At 73.8% G+C, this 25,190-nt stretch carries 19 protein-coding genes; 14 read left to right on the top strand and 5 right to left on the bottom strand.

Features of this window, described 5'->3' with window-relative positions; all coding sequences use genetic code 11:
* The first annotated feature begins 8 nt into the window (after positions 1-8).
* A complete protein-coding gene (locus ABTZ99_RS26185) occupies positions 9-2,933 on the top strand; it encodes an AfsR/SARP family transcriptional regulator (RefSeq protein ID WP_499614811.1) in 2,925 nt (974 codons plus the stop codon).
* 46 nt (positions 2,934-2,979) lie between these two features.
* Here the strand turns inward: ABTZ99_RS26185 and ABTZ99_RS26180 are convergent, their stop codons facing one another.
* Positions 2,980-3,156 carry a hypothetical protein gene (locus ABTZ99_RS26180; protein ID WP_499614808.1) on the bottom strand — a complete coding sequence of 59 codons (177 nt, stop codon included), beginning with the start codon at positions 3,154-3,156 and terminating at the stop codon, positions 2,980-2,982.
* Between the two features lie 501 nt (positions 3,157-3,657).
* Here ABTZ99_RS26180 and ABTZ99_RS26175 point away from each other — a divergent pair.
* The 10 genes from ABTZ99_RS26175 (at position 3,658) to ABTZ99_RS26130 (ending at position 16,399) form a co-directional block, all read left to right on the top strand.
* Positions 3,658-4,773: a phytanoyl-CoA dioxygenase family protein gene (locus ABTZ99_RS26175; RefSeq protein ID WP_499614806.1), complete on the top strand. Its 1,116-nt coding sequence runs from the start codon at positions 3,658-3,660 to the stop codon at positions 4,771-4,773.
* A gap of 129 nt (positions 4,774-4,902) precedes the next feature.
* Positions 4,903-5,052: a hypothetical protein gene (locus tag ABTZ99_RS26170; RefSeq protein WP_498776730.1), complete on the top strand. Its 150-nt coding sequence runs from the start codon at positions 4,903-4,905 to the stop codon at positions 5,050-5,052.
* Positions 5,053-5,125: 73 nt separating this feature from the next.
* Positions 5,126-6,421, top strand: coding sequence for an MFS transporter (locus tag ABTZ99_RS26165; protein WP_498776733.1), 1,296 nt, complete (start codon positions 5,126-5,128; stop codon positions 6,419-6,421).
* On the top strand, positions 6,421-7,755 hold the full coding sequence (locus tag ABTZ99_RS26160) for a tetratricopeptide repeat protein (protein WP_499614803.1): 1,335 nt from the start codon (positions 6,421-6,423) through the stop codon (positions 7,753-7,755). The genes ABTZ99_RS26165 and ABTZ99_RS26160 overlap by 1 nt, the downstream gene beginning before the upstream one ends.
* Complete coding sequence (locus tag ABTZ99_RS26155; RefSeq protein ID WP_499614801.1) at positions 7,752-9,056, top strand: hypothetical protein; 1,305 nt, start codon at positions 7,752-7,754, stop codon at positions 9,054-9,056. Before ABTZ99_RS26160 ends, ABTZ99_RS26155 begins: the two co-directional genes overlap by 4 nt.
* Positions 9,053-10,099: an aKG-HExxH-type peptide beta-hydroxylase gene (locus ABTZ99_RS26150; RefSeq protein WP_499614799.1), complete on the top strand. Its 1,047-nt coding sequence runs from the start codon at positions 9,053-9,055 to the stop codon at positions 10,097-10,099. Before ABTZ99_RS26155 ends, ABTZ99_RS26150 begins: the two co-directional genes overlap by 4 nt.
* Positions 10,092-11,342, top strand: a complete 1,251-nt coding sequence (locus tag ABTZ99_RS26145) for an aKG-HExxH-type peptide beta-hydroxylase (RefSeq protein WP_499614797.1) — start codon at positions 10,092-10,094, stop codon at positions 11,340-11,342. The genes ABTZ99_RS26150 and ABTZ99_RS26145 overlap by 8 nt, the downstream gene beginning before the upstream one ends.
* Before the next feature lie 7 nt (positions 11,343-11,349).
* The gene (locus ABTZ99_RS26140; RefSeq protein ID WP_499614794.1) at positions 11,350-12,423 is read left to right on the top strand and encodes a HesA/MoeB/ThiF family protein; all 1,074 of its coding nucleotides are present in this window, start codon (positions 11,350-11,352) and stop codon (positions 12,421-12,423) included.
* The gene (locus ABTZ99_RS26135; RefSeq protein WP_499614791.1) at positions 12,420-15,023 is read left to right on the top strand and encodes an insulinase family protein; all 2,604 of its coding nucleotides are present in this window, start codon (positions 12,420-12,422) and stop codon (positions 15,021-15,023) included. The genes ABTZ99_RS26140 and ABTZ99_RS26135 overlap by 4 nt, the downstream gene beginning before the upstream one ends.
* Before the next feature lie 35 nt (positions 15,024-15,058).
* Positions 15,059-16,399: a coproporphyrinogen-III oxidase family protein gene (locus ABTZ99_RS26130; RefSeq protein WP_499614788.1), complete on the top strand. Its 1,341-nt coding sequence runs from the start codon at positions 15,059-15,061 to the stop codon at positions 16,397-16,399.
* Positions 16,400-16,502: 103 nt separating this feature from the next.
* Here the strand turns inward: ABTZ99_RS26130 and ABTZ99_RS26125 are convergent, their stop codons facing one another.
* Positions 16,503-17,027, bottom strand: coding sequence for a flavin reductase family protein (locus ABTZ99_RS26125; RefSeq protein WP_498776749.1), 525 nt, complete (start codon positions 17,025-17,027; stop codon positions 16,503-16,505).
* Between the two features lie 380 nt (positions 17,028-17,407).
* Here ABTZ99_RS26125 and ABTZ99_RS26120 point away from each other — a divergent pair, with 380 nt between their 5' ends.
* Entirely contained in the window at positions 17,408-20,185 is a 2,778-nt protein-coding gene (locus tag ABTZ99_RS26120) for an AAA family ATPase (protein WP_499614785.1), read from the top strand.
* A 250-nt stretch (positions 20,186-20,435) separates the two neighbouring features.
* On the opposite strand, the gene ABTZ99_RS26115 is transcribed toward ABTZ99_RS26120, so the two are convergent.
* The 3 genes from ABTZ99_RS26115 to ABTZ99_RS26105 all read right to left on the bottom strand — a co-directional run bounded on the left by ABTZ99_RS26115 (position 20,436) and on the right by ABTZ99_RS26105 (position 23,082).
* Positions 20,436-21,188: a thioesterase II family protein gene (locus ABTZ99_RS26115; protein WP_498776753.1), complete on the bottom strand. Its 753-nt coding sequence runs from the start codon at positions 21,186-21,188 to the stop codon at positions 20,436-20,438.
* Between the two features lie 126 nt (positions 21,189-21,314).
* Complete coding sequence (locus tag ABTZ99_RS26110; RefSeq protein WP_498776755.1) at positions 21,315-21,497, bottom strand: acyl-CoA carboxylase epsilon subunit; 183 nt, start codon at positions 21,495-21,497, stop codon at positions 21,315-21,317.
* A gap of 4 nt (positions 21,498-21,501) precedes the next feature.
* Positions 21,502-23,082: an acyl-CoA carboxylase subunit beta gene (locus ABTZ99_RS26105; RefSeq protein ID WP_499614782.1), complete on the bottom strand. Its 1,581-nt coding sequence runs from the start codon at positions 23,080-23,082 to the stop codon at positions 21,502-21,504.
* Between the two features lie 212 nt (positions 23,083-23,294).
* On the opposite strand from ABTZ99_RS26105, the gene ABTZ99_RS26100 reads away from it, so the two are divergent.
* Both ABTZ99_RS26100 and ABTZ99_RS26095 read left to right on the top strand, forming a co-directional pair.
* Positions 23,295-23,729 (top strand): SRPBCC family protein, encoded by a 435-nt coding sequence (locus tag ABTZ99_RS26100; RefSeq protein WP_498776759.1) that lies wholly within the window; start codon positions 23,295-23,297, stop codon positions 23,727-23,729.
* Between the two features lie 37 nt (positions 23,730-23,766).
* The gene (locus tag ABTZ99_RS26095) at positions 23,767-25,185 is read left to right on the top strand and encodes an NAD(P)/FAD-dependent oxidoreductase (protein ID WP_498776761.1); all 1,419 of its coding nucleotides are present in this window, start codon (positions 23,767-23,769) and stop codon (positions 25,183-25,185) included.
* Positions 25,186-25,190: the final 5 nt, after the last annotated feature.

The following is a 25,190-nucleotide window of genomic DNA, read 5'->3' as shown; positions in this document are numbered from 1 at the left end:
GGGGCGCGATGGAGTTTCGTCTACTCGGACCGCTCGAGGTCGTCGACGGCGGGACGACGGTGCGAGTGGGCGGTCTGCGGCAGCGGACGCTGCTGGGTGTCCTGCTGCTGCACCGCGGCCGGGTGGTCCCGCTGGAACGGCTGGTGGACGCGGTGTGGGACACCGATCCGCCGTCGTCGGCCCGGGACCAGGTCCGCAACAGCGTGTGGGCGCTGCGCAAGGCGCTCGGCGACGCGCCGGGCCGGGTCGTGGTCACCGAGGACGCCGGCTACCGGCTGGACACCGACGGGCACGTCGTGGACGCGGACCGGTTCGAGGCAGGCGTGCGCGCGGCCAGGTCCGGGGCCGAACGGGGCAACCTCGAGCAGGCGAGCGCGGTGCTGCGCACGGCACTGGACCTGTGGCGCGGGCCCGTGCTGGCCGGCCTGCGCGCCGGGCTGGTGCGCGACCTGGCGACCGGGCTGGACGAGCGACGGCTCCTCGCGCTGGAGGAACGCCTGGAGCTCGACCTGGCCCTGGGCCGACACGGCGAGCTGGTCGGCGAGCTCACCGAGCTCGTCGCCGAGCACCCCGGGCGGATGCGGGTCGTCGGCCAGCTGATGCGCGCCCTGCACGGCGCGGGCCGTTCCGCCGACGCGCTGACCGCCTACCAACGGGCCAAGCGGCACCTCGCCGACGAGCTCGGCCTCGACCCGCCCGCCGAGCTGCGGGAGCTGGAGGCCGCCATCCTGCGGGACGACCCGGAGCCGGTCCCGCCGCGCCCGGGGCTCCGGGCCGCCGACGTGCCGCCGCGTGGCCGCGCCGTGCCCAGGACGCTGCCGTACGACGTGCCGGACTTCACCGGCCGACCCGCCGAGCTGCAACGGCTGCTCGGCCTGGGCGCGGCGGCGCGGACGGTGGTGATCTCGACCGTCGAGGGCATGGCCGGCGTGGGGAAGACCGCGCTGGCCGTGCACGCCGCGCACGCGCTCGCCGACCGGTTCCCCGACGGCCAGCTCTTCGTCGACCTGAACGGCTTCACCCCCGACCGGGTCCCGACCAGCCCCGAGGACGCCCTGGCGGTGCTGCTGAGCACGCTGGGCGTGCCCCGCGACCGGATACCGTCCTCCGTCGACGAGCGGGTCGCGATGTGGCGCACCGAGGTCGCGGACCGGCGGCTGCTCCTGGTCCTCGACAACGCGGCCGACGCCAAGCAGGTCGCGCCGCTGATCCCCGGCAGCCCCGGTTGCCTGGTGCTCGTCACGAGCCGCCGCCGGTTGACCAACCTCGACGGCAGCATCCCCGTCGAGCTGGACGTGCTGCCGGAGGAGGAGGCGGTGGCCCTGGTCGTCGCCATCCTGGGCGCGGCGCGGGTCGACGACGAACCGGAGGCCGTCGCGGAGCTGGTCGGGCTGTGCGGGCGCCTGCCGCTCGCGATCCGCATCGTCTCGGCCCACCTGCAACGTCGCCCGCGGTGGACCATCCGGTCCCTGACCGAGCGGATGGCCGGCGAGAAGCGCAGGCTCACCGCGCTCGCCGCGGCCGCCGACCACGGGGTGACGACCGCGTTCGCGCTGTCGTACCGGGCGCTGGCCCCGGACCACCGACGGGTGTTCCGGCTGCTCGGGCTGCACCCCGGTGCGGACATCGACTCGTACGCGGTCGCCGCGCTGGCGGGCCTCGACGTCGACGTGGCCGACGCCGTGCTGGAGCAGCTCGCCGACGAGTACCTGCTCCAGCAGTCCAGCCCCGGTCGCTACACGTTCCACGACCTCCTCCGCGCACACGCCCGCGCGTGCGCGGAGGACGAAGAGCCGGCGGCGGCCCGGCACGAGGCGCTCACCCGGCTCTTCGACCACTTCCGCCACACCGCCGCGGAGGCGGTGAACCTGCTCGACCCGCACGACCGGGACCGCAGGCCGCGCACCGAGGACCCCGGCGCCGCTCCGTTGCCGTTCGGGCACGACGTCGCGGCGGCCCGCCGTTGGCTCGACCGGGAGACCCCGAACCTGCTGTCCGTCGCCGCCCAGGACGACCGGCCCGCCCACACCTGCGACCTGTCCCTGATCCTCTGGCGCCACCTCGAACAACAAGCGCGGCACCGGGAAGCCGAGGCACTGCACACCCACGCCGTCGCCTCCGCACGTGCCGCGGCCGACCCTCTCGCCGAGGCGGGCGCCACCCGCAACCTCGGCCGCACCCAGTGGTACCTGGGCGACCTCTCACGCGCGGCGCAGCTGTTCGAACGTGCCCTGGCCCTGTTCGACCACGTCGAGAACCCGCTGCTCACCGTGACCGTGCTCAACGACCTGGCGACCACCGTGTTCCAGCTGGGGCGGCACGACGAGGCGATCGAGCACTGCGAGCGCGCGCTGGCCATCTGCGCGGGCACCGACGACCCCACGGGCGAGATGCAAGTGCTGATGACCCTGGGCAACGGCGAATCACTGCGGGGCGACGACGAGGCGTCGAGCCGCTACCTCCACCAGGCGCTGCGGCTCGCCCACGCCGTCGGCAACCGGAACATCGAGGCCCGTGCCCGGCTGAACATCGGTGACATGTACGCGGGCACGGGCTTTCCCGACGTGGCGAAGACCTACCTCGAACACGCGTTGGAGCTGTACCGGGAGATCGGCAACCGCGAGGGCGAAGCGGTCGCCCTGGCCAACCTCGGCAGCGTCCACACGCGGCTCGGGGACGAGCGACGGGCGACGGCGTACCTCGACCAGGCGCTGACCTTCTTCCAGCAGAACGGCGACCGGCGCTGGCAGAGCGAGACGCTGCGGGAGATCGGCACCCTGCACGCGCGAGCGGGGCGGCACGAGCAGGCCGACCGGTACTACGGCGAAGCCCTGGACCTCGTGCGGCGGATCGGCAACCGGTCCGCGGAGGCGGACATCCTCGACCGCCTGCGCGAGAACGCCCTCGCCCGCAGCGCCAGGGCGACCGAGTGAGGCGCCACCGCCGGCCGCCGTCCAAGGGCTCAGGACGTCGCGACCGTCACCACCACGGGAAGCCCCACTTCCGGCCCTGAGTCCCCATTTCGGCTTCCCCCGCCCAGTCGACACCCGCCTGCGACACCTCGGTCACGACGTCCGTGCCACCGCCCGACACCTCGCTGTCGTAGCCCAGCGCGAGCGCCGGCGACGCCGCGCCGAACGCCATCGCCGCAGCCATGACCGCAACCACCACTGTTCGGTTCCGCACCTTCATCCGAATCCTCCCTACCAGTCCGTGCCCGCCGGTCAAGGCGAGACGCTCGACCTCGGTTCGCAGACTACGAACGTCGGCGCCGACCCGCTGTCAGGCGAACACCTGACACGTGCCGCCACGTCGGTGTGCCACGTGGGCGCGGGCGTGTGCCACGCGCACGCCGAACGTGTGGGTGGCCGGTGGCCGGGATCGACGCCGTCCCAACGGATCCGTCGGCCGGCGAGGGAGGTTTGTCGGGCGTTCGCCTGACAATCCGACCAGTGGCGGGCCTTTAGCGTGACGATCAGTCGCACGCACCATGTGAATGTTCGCCGGAATAACGCAACGCACCTCTGGTCCTTCGTCGCAGCGATGAAGTCGGACACCTCCAACCACACCGTGGCGGTCGTCGGTCACCGGAAACGCGTCGATCGCCCGCGGTCAAGCGCGGACGGACCGGAAATTGCCTGCCGGAAGGGTTGTTACATGACGACAGCACCAGTGAGGCAGCCGTCGGGACTCCCGCGTGGTCTGACCGCGGAAGCGCCGCTGCGCGATCTCACGGAAGACGAGATCGCCACTTTCGAGCGGGACGGCGTCATCCTCGCGAAAGGGCTCTTCCAGGACTCGTGGGTCGCGCACGTCGGCGACGCGATCGACCGGATGATCGAGCACCCCACGCCGTACGGCGAGCTGCTCTCCCGCGGCAAGGGTTTGTACACGGACCTGTTCATGTGGAAGTACAGCGAGGCGTTCCGCGATTTCGCCTACTACTCACCGGCGGCGCGCATCGCCGCGCAGGCGGCGCGGTCGAGCCGGATCAACTTCCTCGTCGACCAGATGTTCAAGAAGGACCCGGGGTGTGACATCCCGACGAGCTGGCACACCGATTCCATCGCGTGGCCGGTGGCCGGCGAGAAGCTGGTCAACATCTGGCTGGCCTGCGACCACGCCACCACGGAGAACAGCGCCATCCAGTTCATCCGGGGGTCGCACCGGTGGCCGACGGCGCGGTCGGCGCGCGCGTCCGGCGAGCTCGACGACGCCCGCGTCGCCGAGGCGCTGGCCAAGCTGGGGTGGAAGCCGACCGAGCCGATGACGTTGGACGGGCTCGAAGAGCCGTTGACCGTGCCGGCGGTGACCCGGGCCGCGTTCCGCGGCGTGCACCGGCGCGTCGAGGAGGAGATGACGCACGCGCCGCTGCCGGGCGGGCTCCGCGGGCTGGTGGAGATCGAGCCGAACCGGGACCGGCTCCCGATCGTGGGCTGGGACGTCGAGCCCGGTGACGCCCTGATCTTCCACCTGGGGATCCTGCACTACTCCACGGGGACGAGCGGCACGGGCGGCGCGCGTCGCGCCCTCGCCACGCGCTGGCTGGGCGACGACGTCCGGTACGCGCCGACGACCGGGTCCCTCCCGACCTTCTGGGAGCACGGGCTGCGGCCGGGTGACCGGTTCGGCGGCCCCCTGCACCCGCAGATCCTGCCCGAGGTCGTGCCCGGTGAGGGCGACGCGCGCTTCCGGCAGGTCGAGGAGGCCGACCCGCACATCGGGTTGGCGGACTTGAAGGTCCGCCTCGCCCTGGAGGAAAGCGCCTCCTGAGCCGGATTCCGGTCCGAGCCGGGTTCCGGTCCGCCGCGCCCGCGAGAGGCGCACCACGAACGCCGGCGTCGTGAGCCAGCCGACGGCGCCGGGGAATGGAACGCACGACCACGCCGGAATGGAGGATCGATGAACAACGACGAAGTCACCGCGGTGAAGTCCGCGACCGCGACGGCGAACGAGCCGAGCACGCCGTTCGCGTTGGAGTCGCACGAGGAGCAGCTGCTCGAGGAATTCGGGACGCTGCTGTCGGCTGAGTACAACTACCAGATGGTGTAGCCGCAGGGTTTCGGTGGGGCCGTGCGCGGCCCCACCGGAACCGTGCTGCGCCTCGTCGACAAGGAGTGCCGTTTTGACGAGCAACCGCACGCCCGTCGGAGGGGCGCCCGCGGACTCCGCCACGGCGCCGGAGCCCGCGGTCGCCGCCAACGTCCTGCGCAACACGCCTTTTCTCCTGCTGCTGGTCGCGCTGGTCCAGTCCGCGTTCGGCGACCAGCTCTTCAAAGTGGGGGTGCCCTGGTACGCGACCCAACGCGGGGAGTTCTTCGACGGCGCCCTCATCGGCATCGTGATGGCCATTCCCATCGCCTGCTTCGGCCTGGTCGCGGGTGTGCTCGTCGACCGGTACAGCAGGTTCTGGTTGCTGGTCGGGGCCGATTTCGTGCGCATGGTCGTCGTCGCGGCGATGGCGGTGCTGGTCGCGACGCAGCTGGCGCCCCTGTCCGTGCTGCTGGTGGGCACGTTGCTGCTCGCCGCGCCGGGGACGGTCTTCATGCCGGCCGTGCAGACGCTGATCCCGGTCATCGCGGGCGGGAAGCTCGAACGCATCGCCAGGATGGACGCGCTGCTCATCGGCGGCGCCACCACCATGGCCATCCTGGGCCCGTCCCTGACCGGTCTGCTGCTGAACGTGGTGGAGATCGAGGTCCTCCTCGCGCTGGACGCGGTCACGTTCGGCGTCTCGATGGTGCTGATCCTGCTGGTCAGGAAGTCTCTGCCGGTCGTGCCGCCGCGTGCTGCCGCGGATCGCCCCAAGCGGTCGGTCAGCGGGGTGCTCGCCAACGCCAAGGCGGGCTTGCGGTTCATCCTCGCCGACAAGGTCCTCCGGCCCCAGTTCCTGGTCTACCCGGTGCTGGACGGGGCCCAGTACAGCATCGTGTTCCTGCTGCCCGGCTACCTGCTCACGCTCGAGGAGAGCGGCGCCACCTACTTCGGCCTGGCCGTCGCGGCCATCGGCGTCGGCCGGGTGATCGGCCTGTTCACCGTCGCGCACACCTCGCTGCTCCGTCGCCGGGGCATCGTGTTCGTGGGCAACTGGATCGTCCAGGGGACGGCGTTGCTGGTGATGACCGCGTTCGACAGCGGTTGGGTGGTACCCCTCGCGCTGCTCTTCGTCGGCCTGCCCGCGGGCATGGCGACCGTCGCGGTGACCTCGTTCGTCCAGTCGGTCGTCCCGGACGAGCTGCGCGGCCGGGTCTTCGCGGCCGTGATGTCGTTGAGCGGCGCGGCCATGCCGCTGGCGCCGCTCGTGCTCGGTCTGGTCGCCACGGCCTGGTCGCCGGCCGGGGCCATGGTCTGCACCGGCGCGCTGTTCGTCCTCGGTGGCGTCTTCCTGGCCACCCGGTCCGCGGTCCGCGGAGCCTCGTGATGAGCACGACGCGACCTCCCTACCACAGCACGGGCCTGCGCCCCGACGCCGAACGGCCACGCCGGTGGCGGCCGGACGAGCGGGTGGACCTGTGGTTGCTCGGTCCGTACTTCGGGCTGCACGAACCCCCGGTGTGCTCCCTGCACACCGCGACCGTCACGGCCGCCTACGCCGAGCTCGACACCTCGCGCCCGGCGACGCCGTTCCAGTGCCACACGCCTCGCGGGTTGCGCGAGGCGGTCGCCCAGTGCCTGCGGTGGCCGGAGCTGGCGTCGGCGGACCCGGCCGCGCTGCCGGACGAGCTGGTGACCGAGCGGTGGCGCGCGCTGGTCCGGCTCACGGAGCACCCGCTCGACCTGGACCTGGAGACGCGCCTGCGCCTCGGCACCCTGCTGTGCGCCCTCGGCCTGGACGCGTGCGCCCTCGGCGTCCTCCCGGCGTCGACGCCCGAGGACGCCGGTCGCGACCAGCTCTCGGCGGGCCTGGCGATGAAGCGGACGCACGCGCTCGTCCGGGCGAGCGGGTCGGAGGCGGCCCGTGCGGAGGACCGCGAGGTCCTCACCGCGGTGGCGACGAGCCGGCGCCTGCCCGCCGCGACCGCCCTGTCCGCCGCGCTGACCCTGGTGGTGCTCAACGCGAAGGGACGCGCACCGGACGTCGCCGCGACGGCGCACTGGCGCGAAGTGGCCGGCGCCCACCTCGCCGGGCTCGCGCCGGGAGGGTCCTGGCGGGACGCGCTGTTCACGAGCGCCTACTGGCGAGCGGTGAGCTACCTGCCGTTCCTGCTTGGTGACCACGAGCGCACCCGCGCGGAGCTCGACCGTGCCGAGGAGCACGCGCGCGACCTCCCGGACGGCACGGAGCAGCAGGCGCTCGTGCGCCGCCAGAACCTGCACCCCCTGCTGGAGACCCGGACGCGTGCCGCCGCGGCCGCGAACGACCTCGACGCGGCGCTCCGGTACGCGCACGAGTTGGCGGCGCTCGACCCGTACGACGGCAAGGTCCTTCTAGGGCTGGGCGACGTGGCGATGCGGGCCGGGGACACCGCGGCGGCGGTGGAGGCGTACCGGCGCGCGGCGATGCTGGGAGCTCCGCACGCCGCCCGCGCGCGGGTGGCGCTCGGCCGGCACCTGGAGCACGCGGGCGACGAGGAAGGCGCGCTCGACTCCTTCCTGGCCGCCGCGCACGCCGACCCCACCGCGTACACGGCCGTCGCGGCGGTGCACCGGCTCGCCGAGCGGACCGGTCGCGCCGACCTGGCCGACTGGTGCGTGCGGTGGCTGGCCGACCTGCGCGCCCGGTTGCGCGTCCGTCCGGAAAGGACTGTCGGATGAGCGTCTCCTCGAACCCGTTCCGGCGGATGCCGACGCGGGGGATCACCACCGCGCCCGGGACCCGGAGCGACCTGCGCGCCGTCCGCCCGTACGTCGACCTGCGCGGCGCCGGGGGCGCCATCCACTCCCGCGTGCTGCTGCACTACGCCGATGCGTTGTCGAGCGGCCACCAGGTGCGGGCGGTGTTCCAGAGCAACCCCGTCGCGCACACCCGCCGGCACATCCTGCGCGAGGCGCGGCTGCCCGACTTCCACGCCGATCACCCCGCCGACCTGCCACCGGAACTGCGCGGCTGGCGGTGGCAGGACCTGTGCGAGCACGTCGAGCACTGGCCCGACCTCGACGACGACACCAGGGCACGCGCCGGCATCGTGCTCGTCCGCCTCGGCTTCTACGCGACCTTCCTGGGGCTGACCGGCCCGGATGAGCCACCCACCGCGATCGGGGACGCCGGCGCGAGCCTGCTCATGCTGCGCGCCAACGCCCGGTACAAGCGGACGCTCGCCGCGGGTGAGGCGGTGCCGACGTACGAGTCGCTGGTCGAGCACGCGTCGACGGCCCGGTCCCGGTTGCTGGCGGCGCTGGCGCTCGCCGTCCACCACGCCCGGGTCAGCCGGGACAGCGCGCAGGTCGACGCGTGGGCCACGCGGTCGATGGACCTGCTTCCCCAAGCGCTCGACGGCGGCGAGGACGACGCGCTGCTGCACAGCGCGGTGCTCCGGGCGTGCAGCTTCGCCCCGTTCTTCGACGGCGACAAGGCCCGCACCACGCGGCTGCTGGACGAGTGCGAGGCACTCGCGCGGTCCGCGCCGGCGGACACCGCCGAGCGGGCCCTGGCCAAGGCCGAGAACCTGCGCGCCGTGCTCGAGACCCGCGCCCGGGAGGCGCAGTGGCGGGGGGAGGCGGACCTGGCCCTCGACCGCACCAGGGAGCTCGTCGACCTGGACGCCGACGACGGCCGGGCGCACCGCGACCTCGGGTACCTGTTGCTGGCCCGGCAGGACGTCGAGGCGGCGCTGCGCTCGTTCGCCCGCTCCGCCGCGCTCGGACCCCCGTTCGCGGCGGTGTCGTGGGCGCTCGTGGCGCGGTGCCGCGAGCTGCTCGACGACCCGCGTGCGGCGATCGAGGCGTACCTCGTGGCGTGCGAGCTGGATCCCGGATCGCTGACGGCGCTCGACGGTGTCGCGCGGTGCGCGGCGTCGATCGGCGACGCCGGCCTGCGCGGGTGGGCGCTGTCGCGGTCGGCCGCCCTCCCCGCCCTGCCCGCACCCGCCGACCGCGAGAAGGAGACCGTCCGATGACCCTTGCCCAGGCCTCCGTGATGGCGTGCGCGACCGCCGACGACCCGTACGTGGTCGCGTTCGCGGCCAAGCGCGCGTCCGCCGTGGACAGAGTGCTCCCCGTGCTGGCGCGCCGACTTCCCGTCGACACCGCGCGAGCGCTGCGCGCCGCGCTGGAGGAGTTCGCGTCGCTGGGGGAGGCGGAGCGGCGGGCGGTGGTCACCGCCCCGCTGTTCGGCTACTGGTGGCACCGCCTGTGCGTGGACTACCGGCGCGGTGAGTTCACCGCCCTGGCGGACTGGGTCGGCCACCTCCGGCGCTTCCTCGAACCGGTGCGCGACGACCTGTCGCCCGACTCCGTCGAGCTGCGCGGCGGGATTCTCCTCGGCGCCGACCACCCGTGGATCCACGAGTACGTCCGGACGGCCAACGGGAACACCAGGGCCGAGGGCGGGCGGGGTGATGTCACGCCGGTGCCGCCCGACGAGGTGCGACCCGACCTGGCCCGCGCGCTGGCGCTGATCGACGACGTGTGGCCCGCCTTCGGCGAGGAGGTCACCCGGTTGGTCCGGCTGATCGTGCCGTTCACCAGCGCCGACACGGTCGCGTTCAGCAACAGCGTGCTGGACGGGCTGCTGTTCCTCCGCGCGGACCTCGCCGATCCGGTGGTCGCCACCGAGCGCCTCGTCCACGAGACGAGCCACCTGCGGCTCAACGCCGTCTTCGACCTCTACCGGGTGCACGAGCACGGGCCGGAGGAGCGACTGCACTCGCCCTACCGGAAGGTGCCGCGACCGGTCGACGGGCTGTACCACGGTGCCTTCGTCTTCGCGCGGATCGCGCAGTTCCACCTGCGGGCGCACCGGCGGCTCTGCGAGGACCGCTGGCTGCACCGGCTGGTCGAGGTGCTCGACATGCAGCGGGAGGCGCTGGACCTCTTGCGGGACTCGGTCCGCCTCACGCCGTTCGGCCAGGTCGCCTACGAGGAGTTCCGCCGCGCGACCGAAGCGGTCGCCCACGACGCCTTCGACAAGACCGGATCCACTGGGAGCACTGATGCCTAGCCAGACGATGGCCCCCCTCGCGGTGGCCGACAGCTACCCCGACGAACCGCTCAGGACCTACCGCGACCGGGTGTCCCGGGGCATCTCCCGCGTGCTGCCGCGACTGCTCGACCGGGTGGACGAGGCGCAGGCCGCCAGCGTGGACCAGGTCTGGGAGTGCTTCGAGCACCTGCCGGCGGAGCAACGCGGTGACATCGCCCAGCACCCGCTGTTCTGCTCGTGGTGGATCAAGCTGAAGTCGGCCGTCGCGGGCGGGGACGACGCCGGCATCCGGCGACTGCTGCCGCACTTCGGCCGGTTCGTGCTGATCCCCGCGTTGCGCGGCGCGGTCGCCTCCGGGTCCGCGACGGACCTCCGGCTCGACCTGCCCCTGTCCGATCGCGGCGAGCTGCGCTTCCCCGGTCACCTCCGGCACGTCGTCCTGGACGGCGCCGGGCCCGGCCACGCCCGGCTGCGCCACGACGGCGACGTGCTGCGGGTCGACACGACGGACCGGTTGTGGCTGGTCCCGGTCGCCGACCTGCTCGGGCCGGCCGCCACCGACCACCCGCTGCTGGCCACCCGTCCGGCCATCGCGGGCGGCGCGATCGAGGTGGACGCGTCCGACGAGTGGTTCCGGCGGTTCTTCGAGGGCCAGAACGCCAGGAACCCGCTGCCCGGCTACCCCCGCCGGGACCTCGCCCCGCTGGAGCCGGTCAGCCGGCAGGTGGTCGAGCAGCTCGACCGCGCGCTGGGCCTGCTCCGGTCGACCAGCCCCGGTTTCGCCGCGGAGGTCGAGGCGCTGATCAAGGTCGTCTCGCCGTTCCGCAGCCGGCTGATGTCGACGTTCACCGACACCGGGTTCTTCGGCACCGTCTTCATCAGCGAGCGCCTCGGTCCGTTCGCGGACACGGCCCTGACCGCGGAACACCTGCTGCACGAGGCCAGCCACCACCGGTTGACGCTGCTGATGGAGGACGACCCGCTCATCGACGCCGACCCGGCGAAGCTCGTGAAGTCACCGTGGCGCCTCGACCCCCGGCCGCTGCACCAGATCCTGCACGGCACGTTCGTGTTCGCCCGGATCGCCCAGTTCCTCGGCGCGGCGGTGGCCGACGGCGGCGGCCCGGAGCTCGTCCAGCGCTACGAGGCGGTCCAGCACGACCTGCGCGACGCGCTGCGGACGCTGGACGAGGGCGGTGTCGAGTACACACCCGCGGGCCGACAGCTCCGAGAGCTGTTCGGCGAGATCGTGGAAGGCTGAGCCGGTCGTGACGACGACGATGCGGCTGCGCGGGCGGACCCAGCTGCTGCCCTCCGGTCCCACCCTCATCGCGCGGTTGGGCGACCGCCTGACCCGGATCGCGCCGTTCGGCCCGGTCGAGGAGCAGGTGCTGCACCTGCTCGCGAAGGGGACGTCCGACCTGGACGAGGAGACTGCGGACTGGCGGCCCGACGACAGGACCCGGGCCAACGAGCTGGCGGCGACCCTGCGCGACGCCGGGTTCCTCGAGGCGGTCGAGCCGCCCGCCACGATCCGCGCGGAGGACCTCGCCCGCTTCGACCGCCTCCTGCACTACTTCTCCGAGCAGGAGGACGGCGCGGTGTCCCGGTTCGACCGGTTGCGGCGCCTGCTGGACGCACGGGTCCTGGTCGTCGGCACGGGCGGCATGGGGAGCTGGCTGCTCTACGGCCTCGCCTGCTGCGGTGTGCGCGACTTCGTCCTCGTCGACTCCGACGTGGTCGAACCGTCCAACCTGAACCGGTCGATCCTGTTCGGGGAGGGCGACATCGGCCGGGCCAAGGTCGACGCCGCGGCCGAGGCGCTGACCCGGTTCTCGCCCCGCGCGAGGGTGCGGACGGTGGCCGCGCCGATCACCGGCCCCGGCGACCTGCTCGACCACCTCGACGGGGTGGACCTGGTCGTCGGCGCGGCGGACCAGCCGATCTGGCTGGTCCGCGAATGGCTCGCCCGCGCCTGCCGACAGGCGGGCGTGCCGCTGCTGCACCCGAGCGGTCTGCGGGTCGGTCCCTTCTACCTGCCCGGCCGCAGCGCGTGCCCGATGTGCGAGTTCGCGCAGCGGTGCCAGGAGCAGCCGCGGTTCGCCGAGACCGTGGCACGCCTGCGCCGCCTGCCCCGGGGCACCTCGGGCGGGCTGGCGCCCTGGGCGGGCATCACCGCGAGCGTCGCCACGGCGGAGGTCTTCCGCCACCTGGCCGGGCTGGGCAACCCGATGACCGTGGACGCGGTGTGGACCTGGCGCAACGGCGGCACGTCGGACGTCACGCCGCTCCTGCCGCAGGCCGGCTGCCCGGTGTGCCACGGGGAAGGACTCCGGACGTGACGTTCGAGACCGCGGGCACGTGGGCGACCGAGGTCGGGGACGTCGCGCTGCACCGCGACGGGCGCACCGGCCTGCGGCACGTGCACGTCGACACCGGGGACCCGCACCTGGTCGTCGCACTGGCCCTGCGCACGCCGTCGACGCACCCCGGCGTGCCGCACGTCCTGGAGCACTGGGTGGGCGCGGGATCACGCCGCTTCGGCGACGTGCACGTGTTCCCGTCGTTGGCCGACACCGCCGCCACCACGTTCGTCAACGGGTTCACCGGCCCGGACTTCACGTGCTTCGTGGCCGGCACCACCTGCGTGGCGAGCGCCGACCTGCTGACCGAGGCGCTGCTCGACGGTGTCTTCCACCCGCTGCTGCTCGACGCGACCTTCGCCAGGGAAGCGGGCGTGGTCCGGCAGGAGTCGGCGAGCCGGGCGCACGACCCGCGGACGGTGGCGCTCGGAGCGCTCGCCGCCGCCGTCTACGACGCACCGGCGCTGAGCCGCCTCCAGGCGCAGGGCCTGTCGGTCGCCGACCTGGCCGGCCTCACCCCCGAGCAGGCCCGGGAGTACCACCGGCGGCACTACCGGCCGTCGGCGGCGTGGCTGGTGACGGTCGGGGACCAGCCGCCCGCGCGGTTCCACGAGCACGTCTCACGCGTGCTCGGCCCGGACGGGTCGACGCCCGCGGCCTTCGCCCCGTTCGCCGCGCATCCCTCCGCGGTCGTCGTGCCGGGGACGCCGGGATCACCGGGGGTCGACGCCCTGCTCGCGGTCCCGCTGGAGCCGTCGACCGCCGCCGGGGCGACCGCCCGGGCCATGGTGCTCGGGGAGGCGCTGGCCGGCACGACGGACGGCCCGTTGCGCCGGCTGCTGGCCGAGCACGGCGGGCACCGGTACCCGCCGGGCTCCGGGGTCAACCTCCACTACCCCCACACCCTCTTCACGGTGGGCGTGAGGGTGACCGGGCCGGACGCGGCCGACGGGGTGCACGACCGCCTGGCCGAGGTCGTTCCCGAGGCGTTCCGCGCGGAGGACGTGACGAACGCGGCCCGCCGCCTGTTGCTGCGGGCGCTCGACCGCAGCAACGGCAAGCACCCGCACCACCCGTGGGCCGTGCAGCTGGTGCTCGACGCGGTGGCGCCCCTGGTCCGCGGGCTGTCCCCGGTCGACGCCCTGAACCTGCCCGAGCACCTCCGCTGGTGCGCCGAGCACCCGGACCGCGTCCTGTCGCTGCTGACGGGCACCTCGGCACGTTTCGGGCGGGCACTCGTCGACCACACCTCGTCACGGGTTCCGGCGCCGCCGGTGGACGCCGGTACCCCTGCCGCGGCGGGGTCCGCTCCGGACACGGCCCTGCCCGCCGTCCCACCCGCGCGGCCGGCACCGAGGCATCCGCGCTGCGTGCCGACACCCGTTCCCGGCGCGGCGCGGACCTGGCTGTGGACCACGGACACGAAGGGCATCGGGTACGCCGTCGCCGACCTCGACCTCGTCTGCGACCTCGACGTCCTCCCGCTGCTGCCGACCGCGGTCGCGCCGTTCCGGCACGCGCGGCGGTGGCGGTCGGACGTGACCGTCACGGCGACGGCCCACGACTCCGCGCCGGACCGGCCGCGGATCAGGCTCCGGGTCTGCCTGCGCCACCACCAGGACGACGCGGCGGAGGCCCGCACGTGGCTGGCGCAGCGGATCACGGCCCTGCGCGACCAGCCGGACAGGTGGTTCGAGCGGGTCCCGGCGGTGGTGGGCCGCGAGGCCTCCGCCACGCCCACGACCCCGGGCCTGGTGGTCAGCGCCGCCCACGCCCAGGTCTCGACCACGGGCGCCGCGCAGGACCTGGTCGACGGCTGGTGCCGGCGGCGAGCGCTCCAGGACCTCGTCGCCGACCAGGACGCGCTGCGCCGCACGATCGCCGCCGCGGTCGACACGGTGGCCGTGCGGACGGCGCGGGTGGTGATCACCCAGAGCGGTGACGCGCCGGCCCCGGACGTCGAGAGGTGGGAGGCCGCGCTCACCGGGTCGGACGACGGCCCGACGGCGGTGCGGCCGCCGCTGGTGAGCGGCCCGGTGCTGATCCCGTCCGGGGGCGGTGACCTCGTCGTCGCCACCGCGTACGACCTGGCGCAACCCGGCGGTGGGGACGGCGCGGCGGCACTGGTCACCGCCGCCGTGCTCAACCGGCGGCTGCGCGACGCCCTGCGCCGGATCGGCGCGCACGGCAGCAAGGTCGCGTTCTCGCTCCGCACCGGCGTCCTCACCACGACCTGCGTCGGCGGCGCGGACGCCGCGGCGGCGTTGGCGCTCACCCGAGCCGCGCTCACCGGGCTCGGCGGCGACCCGCCGTCCGAACGGGAGGTCGCCGCCGCGCACACCGCGGCGACGACCGCGCTCCACCCGCTCACCTCCGTGGACACCCTGGCCGCCGACGTGCTCGCCGACCGGGAGTCCGGGTTCGGGCGCCGTCGCGGGCGGGCGCACGACGCGATCGCCTCCGTGCGCGCCGCCGACGTGCTCCGCTGCGCCGATCACCTCGTCCGTCGGGCGCCGGCGGTCGGCGCCACCGCCTCGCCCGAGGCGCTGGACCACCTCCGCGAGAGCAGTCGGCGCTGACCGGAACGAAGACCTCCCGAGACACAGGAGATGCCATGCCGACCAACCTGACCCCGCCGACCCCGCTCTCCACCGAGCGGTCCGCGCACCCGTTGATCCCGGTGCTGCCGCCGTTGCGGCCGAACACCGGCGGTGCGGCCGCCGCGGAGCGCCTGTTCGGCCTCGACGAGGTCGGCGGCGACTTCGTCCTGTACGTGTCGATCCCCTTCTGCCGGGTCCGCTGCCACGCCTGCCCGTTCTTCATCGAGCTGCTGTCGGAGAACGACCCCCGTGCCCGGGAGGCCCGGTACGTCGAGGCCCTCGTCGCGGACATCCAGCGGTGGGGGCGGCGTCGCCGCTGGCAGACCGGCAGGTTGCGCGCGGTGTACATCGGAGGCGGCACCGGGTCCGTGCTCACCACCGCCAACCTCGAACGGGTGGTGGACGCGATCACCACCAGCTTCCCGCTGGCCGAGGGCTGCGAGCTGACGTTGGAGGGCAACGCCAGGGACTTCACCGAGGACAAGGTGGAGTACGTCGCCGGATCGCCGATCAACAGGGTCAGCCTCGGCGTGCAGTCGTTCCACGAGGACGTCCTCCGCGTGATCGGCTCGCCCCACGCGGCGGAGCAGAGCGCGCGGGTGATCAACCGGCTCAACCGCCTGGGGCACACCAACATCCAGCTCGACATGATGTACAACCTGCCCTCGCACACCCGCGAGGTGTGGCAGAGCGACCTGCGGCGCCTGGCGGAGCTGGAGGTGCAGCACTTCACGATCTACGAGTACCGGGTCCACCACGGCAGCCCGCAGCACAACTTCATCAAGCGGGGGAAGGTGCCCGCGCCGCTGCCCTCCGGCGCGGAGCAGGTCCGCGCCATGTACGACGACGTCGTGGAGGCCGCGCGCAAGTCCGGCTTCGACATGTACATGATCGACTACTTCGCCCGGCCCGGCTACGAGAGCCGGTACAACACGTGGATGTACCAGAAGGACGACGTCGACGTCCTCGCGATCGGGCCGGGTGCGTACGGGTACGTCAACCGCCGCCGCTACCTGGCGCACCGGGACGTCGAGGGCTACATCGCCACCGTCGGCCGCGGCGAGCACGCGGTGGACTCGGTCGCCGACGAGCTGACCGGACAGGAGCGCCGGGAGCGCTACGTCGTGGGCCGGCTGATGTTCCACTCGATCGACCTGGCCGACTACCGGCGCAGCTTCGGCACGTCGTTCGTGGACGACTTCGGCGCGCTGGCGGGTCAGGTCGTCGACGCCGGGCTCGCCACGCTCGACGAGCGCGAGTTGCGCCTCACCGAGTCCGGTGTGGGCTGGCACCGGCATCGGATCGCGTACGGACGGGTGGCGCCCGGGGTCAGCCGGGTGACCACGTCGTCGTGAACGGGCTCCGCGCGGACCGCCCGTGGCCGGCGACTTCGGAACGTGGAGGTCCGGCGGGGAGGTGCCGGGCGATCCTCCTTTGTGGATGTCCGGCGGGCCGCGGTCAGCCCCGGCCGTTCGCGGCCACCGGTTCGTCGAGGGCGTGGAACGCGCGGTGGAAGTAGACGGTCGGCGGGTGGCCGTTCGCCCGGGTCCCGGTGACGCGGCCGACGAGGATGGTGTGGTCGCCGCCGTCGTGCCGGGCGAACGCGTCGCAGTGCAGGATCGCCGCCGCGTCGGAGAACACGGGGTTGCCGCGCGGGTCGGGCTCGAAGTCGCCGCCCTCGAACTTGTCGACGCCGCTGGTGCCGAACCGGCGGGCCAGGTCGCTGCGGTGGGCCGGGACGACGTGGACCACCCACGACTCGGCCGTCAGGAACGCCCCGTGGCACGACGCGGTCTTGGCCAGGCACACGAGCACGAGCGGCGGGTCGATCGACAGCGAGCAGAACGAGGTGGCGGTGAAGCCCCACCAGCGGCCGTCCGGGTCGCCTGTCGTCACGATCGTCACCCCGCTGGGGAACGCCGCCAGCGCGTGCCGGAACCGCACCGCGTCGGCCGGCGTCCCATCCGCGAGGCTGTCCGCCACCGCGCCCTCCATTCGCCTGGGGACAATTGTCGATCCTATTTGGCCGGCGGTGGCCGGGTCAGTGCCACAGCGGGGATTAGGGGGTGGTTCATCCGGCGCCCGGTTCATCACGACGGATTTCGCAAGAATGTGTCCACTTACCGTCCACTTGGGTTTGTCGACCTCTACGGACCGTGATTGACCATGCACGGGCAGGTTGCGTCGCCGGTGGTGGCGGGTCGGCCGCGCGATCGGTCGCACATTTCTTCCCGATCCGATCGGCCGATCGGGCGCTTGAACCCCAGTCCTGCCCACTAGGGGTAGCCGGGCACGGCACCGCGGTCTGAGAGTCCACTGACGACGGTGCTAGGGGTTTCACCACTGGGGGAAGGAACGCTTGGGTGGTATTCGTCGACCACAACGACGCACTGGGCACCTTGAACGCCTTGCTCGCCAAGACCTCGGTCGGCGGCGGCCAGCTCGCGCTGATCAGCGGCGGCCTGGCCACGGGCAAGACGTCCCTGCTGCACGAGTTCACCCGCCAGGCGTCCGAGTCGGGCGCGGTGTCGCTGATGGCGGTCGGCTCGGCCGCGGAGAGCAAGCTCCAGCTGGCCGTCATGGAACAGCTCTTCCGCGTGGTGGAACTGCCGGACGACCTCGCCGAACGCCTGCTCGAACCGCTCGCCGCGGTCGCGGCCACGGTGGACGAGGGCGACCACGACATCGGCGCCGGCCGGTACGCCGAACCCGGCCTGGTGCGGGCCGCGCGCGAGGTCTGCGGCGCGCTGCTCGAGCTGTCGCGGGAACGACCCGTCGTCATCGGCATCGACGACGTGCAGTTCGTCGACAGCACCTCCCTGCAGCTCCTGCTGTACCTGTGGCGCCGGCTGAGCTCGGCGCGCGTCATGCTGGTCGTCAGCGAGTGGGCGACGCCGGAGTCCACCTTGCCGAGGTTCCACGCGGAGCTGTTCCGGCAGCCCCACCGCCGGCTGCGGCTCGGCCCGCTGGACGTGCGCGGCGTCGTGCGGCACGCGTCGCGGTTCCTGCCGGAGGACGAGGCCAAGCGCGTCGCGCCGGACGTGCACCGGTCGAGCGCGGGCAACCCGTTGCTGGTCGCCGTGCTGGTCCAGGAGCACCTCGCCGCGTCGCGCGAGGGCGGGCACGGCGCGCCGGGCGACCTGCTCGGCCCGGAGGTCGTCGCCGCCCTGCACCGCTGGGGCACCCCGCTGCTGGAGACGGCCTGCGGGCTCGCCGTGCTCTGCGCCAAGGCCAGTCCCAACGACGTCGCGCGGCTGGTCGGGCTGCCGTTGCCGGAGGTGCGGCGGGCGTTGGAGCTGCTGGTGTCCGCCGGCCTGATGGAGGGGTGCGGGCTGCGGCACCCCGCGGTGGCCAAGGCGTTGCTCGACAGCCTGCCCCGGACGCGGCGCACCCGGTTGCACGCCGACGCCGCGGACCTGCTGCGCCAGGTCGGCGCGCCCGCGGTCGAGGTGGCCGACCACCTGCTGGAGGCGGCCGGTCCGCACGCGGACTGGGTGGTGGACGTGCTGCGCGAGGCGGCGGACGTGGCGTTGGCGGGCGACCGCGTGGAGACCGCCGTGCGCTACCTCGAACTGGCGCTGGACACGTGTACGGACCCTGGGCAGCGCGTGTCGTTGGCCGTCGCCGTGGTGCGGGCGTCGTGGCGGGTCCGCCCGTCGCGGGCGGGGGTGGCGCGCCAGCTGGTGCGCACCGCCGCGGCCGAGGGCGAGCTGTCCGACCGGGACGGCCTCGCCACGCTCCGCGAGGCGTTGTGGCACGGCGACACGACGCTCGCGCTGGGGATAATGGACTCCTTGGCGGGGGCGGACCGCGAGGTCGACACGCAGTTGGTCGTGGAGGCGCGGCTGGTCTACCTGTGGGTGCACGGCGCGCACCGGGAACGGGTGCGCGACCTGGGGCCCGCGCACCAGCGCGCCGCGGACAACCCGTGGACGAGGGCGGCGAGCCTGCTCGGCAACGTGTGGACGCAGGGCGTCTCCGAGGCGTTGACGGTGACCGCCGAGCACCTCCTGCACAGCAGTCGGCTCGGCGACGCGACGTTGGAGACGATGGGCACGGCGCTGATCGCGCTCGGGCACGGCAACCGGGCGGAGAAGGCCGCGGCGTGGTGCGACCGGCTCGTGGAGGAGGCCGCGCGGCGCGGCGCCACGGCGTGGCAGGCGTACCTCAGCGACGTCCGGGCGCGTCTCGCGCTGCTGATGGGCGACCTCGCGGACGCGGTCGCGTCCGCGGAGTCGGCGCTGGAGCTGATGCCGCCCGCCGACTGGGGCGTGTGCGTCGGTTCGCCGTTGGGGACGCTCGCGCTCGCGCAGGTGGCGTCCGGGCGGCTCGACGCGGCCGAGGAGACGTTGCGCCGGCCGACGCCCGACGCGATGGCGGGCACGTCGCACGGGCTGTGGTTCCTGCGCGCCCGCGGGCTGCACCACCTCGCAAGTGACCGGGTGCTGGCGGCGGTCGGCGACCTCCAGGAGTGCGGCGCGATGGCGCGGGAACGGGGCGCCGACGTGCCGGCCCTGCTGCCGTGGCGCACGGACCTGGCCGAGGCGCACCTGCGGCTCGGCGACCCGCTGACCGCGCGCGACCTGGTCCGGCACCAGCTCGAACGGGTGAGCGGCACCGATCGCCGCACGACCGGCCTGTCGCTGCGCGTGCTCGCCGGGTGCGGTGAGGTGGCGAAGCGGCCGGCGCTGCTCGCGCAGGCCGTGGACGCGTTGCAGCAGGCGGGGGACCGGTTCGAGCTGTCGCGCGCGTTGCAGGACCTGAGCCGGGCGCACCACGAGCTGGGCGACGTGGACCGGGCGCGGGTGTTCGCCCGCCGCGCCGCGCACGAGGCCAAGGAGTGCCGGGCCGGCCTGCCCGCGCAGGCGGAGGTGCTCGTCGGCGCCGAGCCGGGCGGGCCGCCGGGCGAGGCCGCCGGCCGGGGTCCGACGCCGTCCACCGCCGCGGTGCTCAGCGACGCCGAGATCAGGGTGGCGCAGCTGGCCGGGCTCGGGCACACCAATCGCGAGATCGGGCGACGGCTCTACATCACGGTGAGCACGGTCGAGCAGCACCTGACCCGCGTCTACCGGAAGCTGGGCGTGACCAGCCGCAGCGAGCTGCCCGCGGTGCTGGTGCGGCACGACATCCCGCCGGCGTAGGGCCGCGCCGGGCAGGGGGCGGCGCGCGGTCGCGGGCAGGCGGGTCGGTCGGTCCGGTGGGTTGTCGGCGGGTCGCGCCGGGCCGGTTGCGGGTACAGGTGCGGGTCCGGTTGCGCCGGGTGCGGGTGCGGGTCCGGTTGCGGGTCGGCGCGTGGGCGGGTGGGGCGTCCGGTCCGGTGCGGTGGTCGTGGTCGGGCGGGGTCGGGCCGCGGTGGGGTCGGGCTGCCCCGGCGTGGTCGCGGGCACCCCGTCAGGTCGGCCGGGCGAGGTGCCGGCGGAGCGAGGCCAGCACGGCGGGCGCGTGGTCGTTGAGGTAGAAGTGGCCGCCCGCGAACACCTCCAGGTCGAAGCCGCCGGTGGTGTGCTCGGCCCACGCGCGGGCCTCGTCGAGCGTCACCTCGGGGTCCTCGTCGCCGGTCAGGGCGCGCACCGGGCAGGCCAGCCGGGCGCCCGGCCGGCCGCGGTAGGTCTCGGCGGCGCGGTAGTCCGCCCGCACGGCGGGGAGCACGGCGCGCAGCATCTCGGGGTCGGCGAGCACGGTCGAGTCCGTCCCGCTCATCCGGGCCAGGTTGGCCGCGAGCTGGTCGTCGTCCAACAGGTGCACGTGCTCGTCACGCCACCGGCTGGGTGCACGCCTGCCCGACGCGAACAGGCCGAGCAGCCGCACGCCCGACTCCTCCAGCCGGCACCCGACCTCGAAGCCCAGGGACGCGCCGAGGCTGTGGCCGAACAGCAGCAGCGGCCGGTCGGTCCAGGCGGCCAGCTCCTCGGCGACCAGGTCGGCGAGGCGGTGCACGTCGTCCACGCACGCCTCGGACCGCCGGTCCTGGCGGCCGGGGTACTGCACGGCCAGCACTTCCACGTCGGGGGAGAGGGCGCGCGAGGTGGAGAAGTAGTACGACGCCGACCCGCCGGCGTGCGGGAAGCACACCAGGCGGACGGGTGCGTCCGGCGAGGGGTGGAAACGCCTGATCCAGGCGCCGGCAACGGGCGGTGCGGTCAACGGTCGGTCCTTTTCGCGGGTTGAGGTATCGGTGGTGGGCGCGAGGTCGGCGCGTCTGGGCGGGTTGAGGTTTCGGTGGTGAGCGCGGGGGCCGCGCGCCGGGTTCGTGGTCCGCGTGCCGGCCGGTCAGCGCGAGGTCCACGCGCCGGGCACGCGGTGGCTCGGCGCGCTGGTCCAGCCGGGGCTCGTCGTCGGGGGACGGGACGGTCCGGGGTTGCCGGAGGTGGCGGCGACCAGCGCCAGCACGACCGCGACCAGCTCGTCGTCGCTCGGCCGTCCCTTGAGGACGCGCAGCAGCGGTGCGCTCATCGGCTCACACCGGCTGGTTGCCGTGCTTGCGCGACGGCAGCTTGGCCTGTTTGGCCCGCAGCACGGCGAGCGCGTCGATGACGGTCGACCGGGTCGCGGCGGGGTCGATCACGTCGTCCACCAGCCCGCGCTCGGCGGCGTAGTAGGGGTGCACCAGCTCGGCCTGGTACTGCTTGATGCGCTGGGCCCGCGCCGCCGCCGGGTCGGGCGCGGCGGCGATCTCGCGGCGGAACACGACGTTCGCCGCGCCCTCCGCGCCCATGACCGCGATCTCGTTGGTGGGCCAGGCGAAGGACAGGTCGCAGCCGATCGACCTGGAGTCCATCACGATGTACGCGCCGCCGTAGGCCTTGCGCAGGATCACCTGCACCCGCGGCACGGTGGCGTTGCAGTAGGCGTAGAGCAGCTTGGCGCCGTGCCGGATGATGCCGCCGTGCTCCTGCTCGCGGCCCGGCAGGAAGCCCGGCACGTCGACCAGCGTCACCAGCGGGATGCTGAACGCGTCGCAGGTCTGCACGAACCGCGCCGCCTTCTCCGAGGCGTTGATGTCGAGCGCGCCGGCGAGCACCGAGGGCTGGTTGGCGACGATGCCGACGACGTGGCCGCCCATCCGGGCCAGCCCGCACAGGATGTTGCGCGCCCAGCGCTCGTGCACCTCGAAGAAGTCGCCGTCGTCGACGATCTCCTCGACCACCGCACGCATGTCGTAGCCGAGGTTGGGGCTCGCGGGCACCAGGTCGAGCAGCACGTCGTTGCGTCGGTCCGACGGGTCGTCGGTGGGCGCGGCGGGCGGCAGCTCCCGGTTGTTGGAGGGCAGCAGCGACAGCAGGTGGCGGACGTCGGCCAGGCACTCGGCCTCGTCCTCGTAGGTGAACGCGGCAGCGCCGGACGTGCTGCCGTGCACGTCCGCGCCGCCGAGGTCGTCGTGGGTGATGCGCTCGCCGGTGACGGCCTCCACCACGTCCGGCCCGGTGATGTACATCTGCGAGATCCCGCGCACCATGAACACGAAGTCGGTCAACGCGGGCGAGTACGTCGCACCGCCCGCGCACGGCCCGAGCATGACGCTGATCTGGGGGATCACCCCGGACGCGCGCACGTTGCGGCTGAAGATGCCGCCGTAGCCCGCCAGCGCGGTGACGCCCTCCTGGATGCGGGCGCCCGCACCGTCGCTCAGGCACACCAGCGGCGCGCCTGCGGCCTCGGCGAGGTCCATCACCTTGTGGATCTTCTCCGCGTGCGCCTCGCCCAGCGAGCCGCCGAAGATGCGGAAGTCGTGGGCGTAGACGAAGACCGTGCGCCCGTCGACCTCGCCCCAGCCGGTGACCACGCCGTCGGTGTGCGGACGGCGGTCCTCCAGGCCGAAGCCGGTCGCGCGGTGCCGGCGGAACTGCTCGACCTCGCGGAACGTGCCGGGGTCGAGGAGCAGGTCGAGCCTTTCCCGGACGGTGAGCTTCCCGCGCGCGTGCTGTTGTTCCGAGGCGCGGGGCGACGGGCCCCTTTCCGCGGACTCCCGCACGGCCGCCAACTCCTCCGCCCGCGCCCGCATGTCGACGAGTCGCGGGCGCTCTGGCGCTGTCGTCATGGGTCGCACTCCACGGGGTCGGCTCGGACCGGGACGATTTCATTGAAGTGTCCGGCGACGAATTGGGCCATGCCGGCGGTCCCCTAAGTGTCGGTGGTGCCCCCTAGTCGTTAAGGGGCCCACCGACTGTTAGGGGGTCCGTCCTCTGGTGCGGCGCCCGCGCGCGCGGTTTGACTGATGCGGAAATCGACCGCGCAAAGGTGAGGTGTGTGATGCTGTCATTCAGCGAGTCCGCGACGATCGAGGCCGAGCCGGAGTACCTCTGGCAGGTCGCCTCGGACCTGAAGGCGTGGCAGGACTGGGACCCGCACGTGGAGAAGCTGGGCTTCGAGGGCCGGTTCGAGGTCGGCGCCTCCGGCTGGACCAAGCCCCGCGGCGGCCCCCGCGGCAACTTCACCATCACCGCGATCGAGGACGGCCGCAGCTACTCGACCGAGTCGCCGATGCCGATGGGGAAGATGCTGATCAACACGATCTTCGAGCCGGTGGGCGAGGGCAAGGTCAAGGTCACCCGCGAGGTGGAGCTGAGCGGCGCGTTCGTCCCCGTGTTCAAGAAGCTGTTCCTCAAGGGCATGCGCGCCGACATGCACGAGACGTTCGCCGCGCTGGAGGCGGAAGCGCGCCGCCGCGCCGCCGCCCAGGCCTGAGCCGCGCCCACTGCCGGGCAGACGCGGGAGGACCGTGATGACGCACGCAGTCGTGCTCGGTGGCGGCATGGCCGGCATGCTCGCCGCCGCCGCGCTCGCCGAGCACGTGGACCGGGTGACCGTCGTGGAGAGCGACCGGTTCCCCGACGCGCCGCTACCCCGCAAGGGGTTGCCGCAGGGGCACCACTTCCACATGTTCATGGGCGGCGGGGTCGACGCGCTCGACGAGCTGCTGCCCGGCACCAGCGACCTGCTCTACGCGGCGGGCGCGCACCGCAGGCGCATGGGCGACGAGTTCCTCGGCGTCTCGATGCACGGCTGGTCGCGGCCGTACGACGGGCGCGCCTACGTGCTCGCGGCCAGCCGCCACCTGCTCGACCACGTGGTGCGCGGGCGGGTGCTGGGCCACCCGGCGATCGACGTGGTCGAGGGGACCAAGGCGGTCGGCCTGATCGGTGACGCGGCGCGGGTCACCGGCGTGCGGCTGGAGAGCCGGGCCGACCAGGACGCCGACCGGCCCGAGCGCACGCTGGCCGCGGACGTCGTGGTGGACGCGACCGGTCGCGGGTCGCGCGCGCCGGTGTGGCTGGAGTCCTTGGGCCTGCCCAAGGTCGCCGAGGACCTCCAGGACGCCGGCTTCGCCTACGCCGGGCGCACCTACGAGGCGCCGGCGGCGCTGGCCGACGGCTTCCCGGCGATCCTCGTGCAGGCCGACTCGGGCACCGGCCGTCCCGGTCGCGGCGCGGGCCTGCTGCCGAACGAGGACGGCAAGTGGATCGTGTCGATGATCGGCACGAAGGGCGCGCAGCCGCCCACCGACGAGGAGGGCTACCTCGCGTTCGCGCGGAGCCTGCAGGACCCGCTGGTGGCCGAGCTCATGGCGGCGGCACGCCCGCTCACCGAGATCCGCGCCTACCGGGGCCTGGTCAACCGGCAGCGGCACTTCGAGAAGCTGCCCGTGCCGGAGGGGTTCCTCGTGGTCGGCGACGCGGCCACGATCCTCAACCCGAACTACGCCACCGGCATGTCGATGGCCGCGTTCCAGGCGCTAGCGCTGCGCGCCGAGCTGGTCAAGCGGGGTCTCGCCGACGGGTTCACCCGCCGGGTGCAGACCGCGGTGGCGAAGTCGGTGGTCGGGTCGTGGCAGGCCGCGACGTTCAACGACAGCCTGTTCCCCGGCGCCGAGTCGACCATGAAGGTGCGCGGCGGCAAGGGGCAGCAGCGGTTCATCGCCCGCTGGAACCGCGTGTCCGCGGAGAACCCGGCGGTGGCGCGGGCCACGTTCGAGGTGGCGTCGTTCCTGGCGCCGCGGCGCTCGATGATGACGTTGCCGCTGCTGTTCACGGTGCTGCGCGGACCGCGGCACCCCGAGATGGCGCTCGCGGACGCGATCGAGCGGTACCCGGCGTTCCGGGAGCCGCTGTCCCGGATCGGATCCGTGATCCCGCCGGGCTGACCGGC

The organism is Actinosynnema sp. NPDC002837 (genome assembly GCF_040295345.1).
Taxonomy (GTDB): Bacteria; Actinomycetota; Actinomycetes; order Mycobacteriales; family Pseudonocardiaceae; genus Actinosynnema.
Note: the sequence above shows the minus strand (reverse complement) of the source record. Positions and strands in the feature narration are given on the sequence as shown.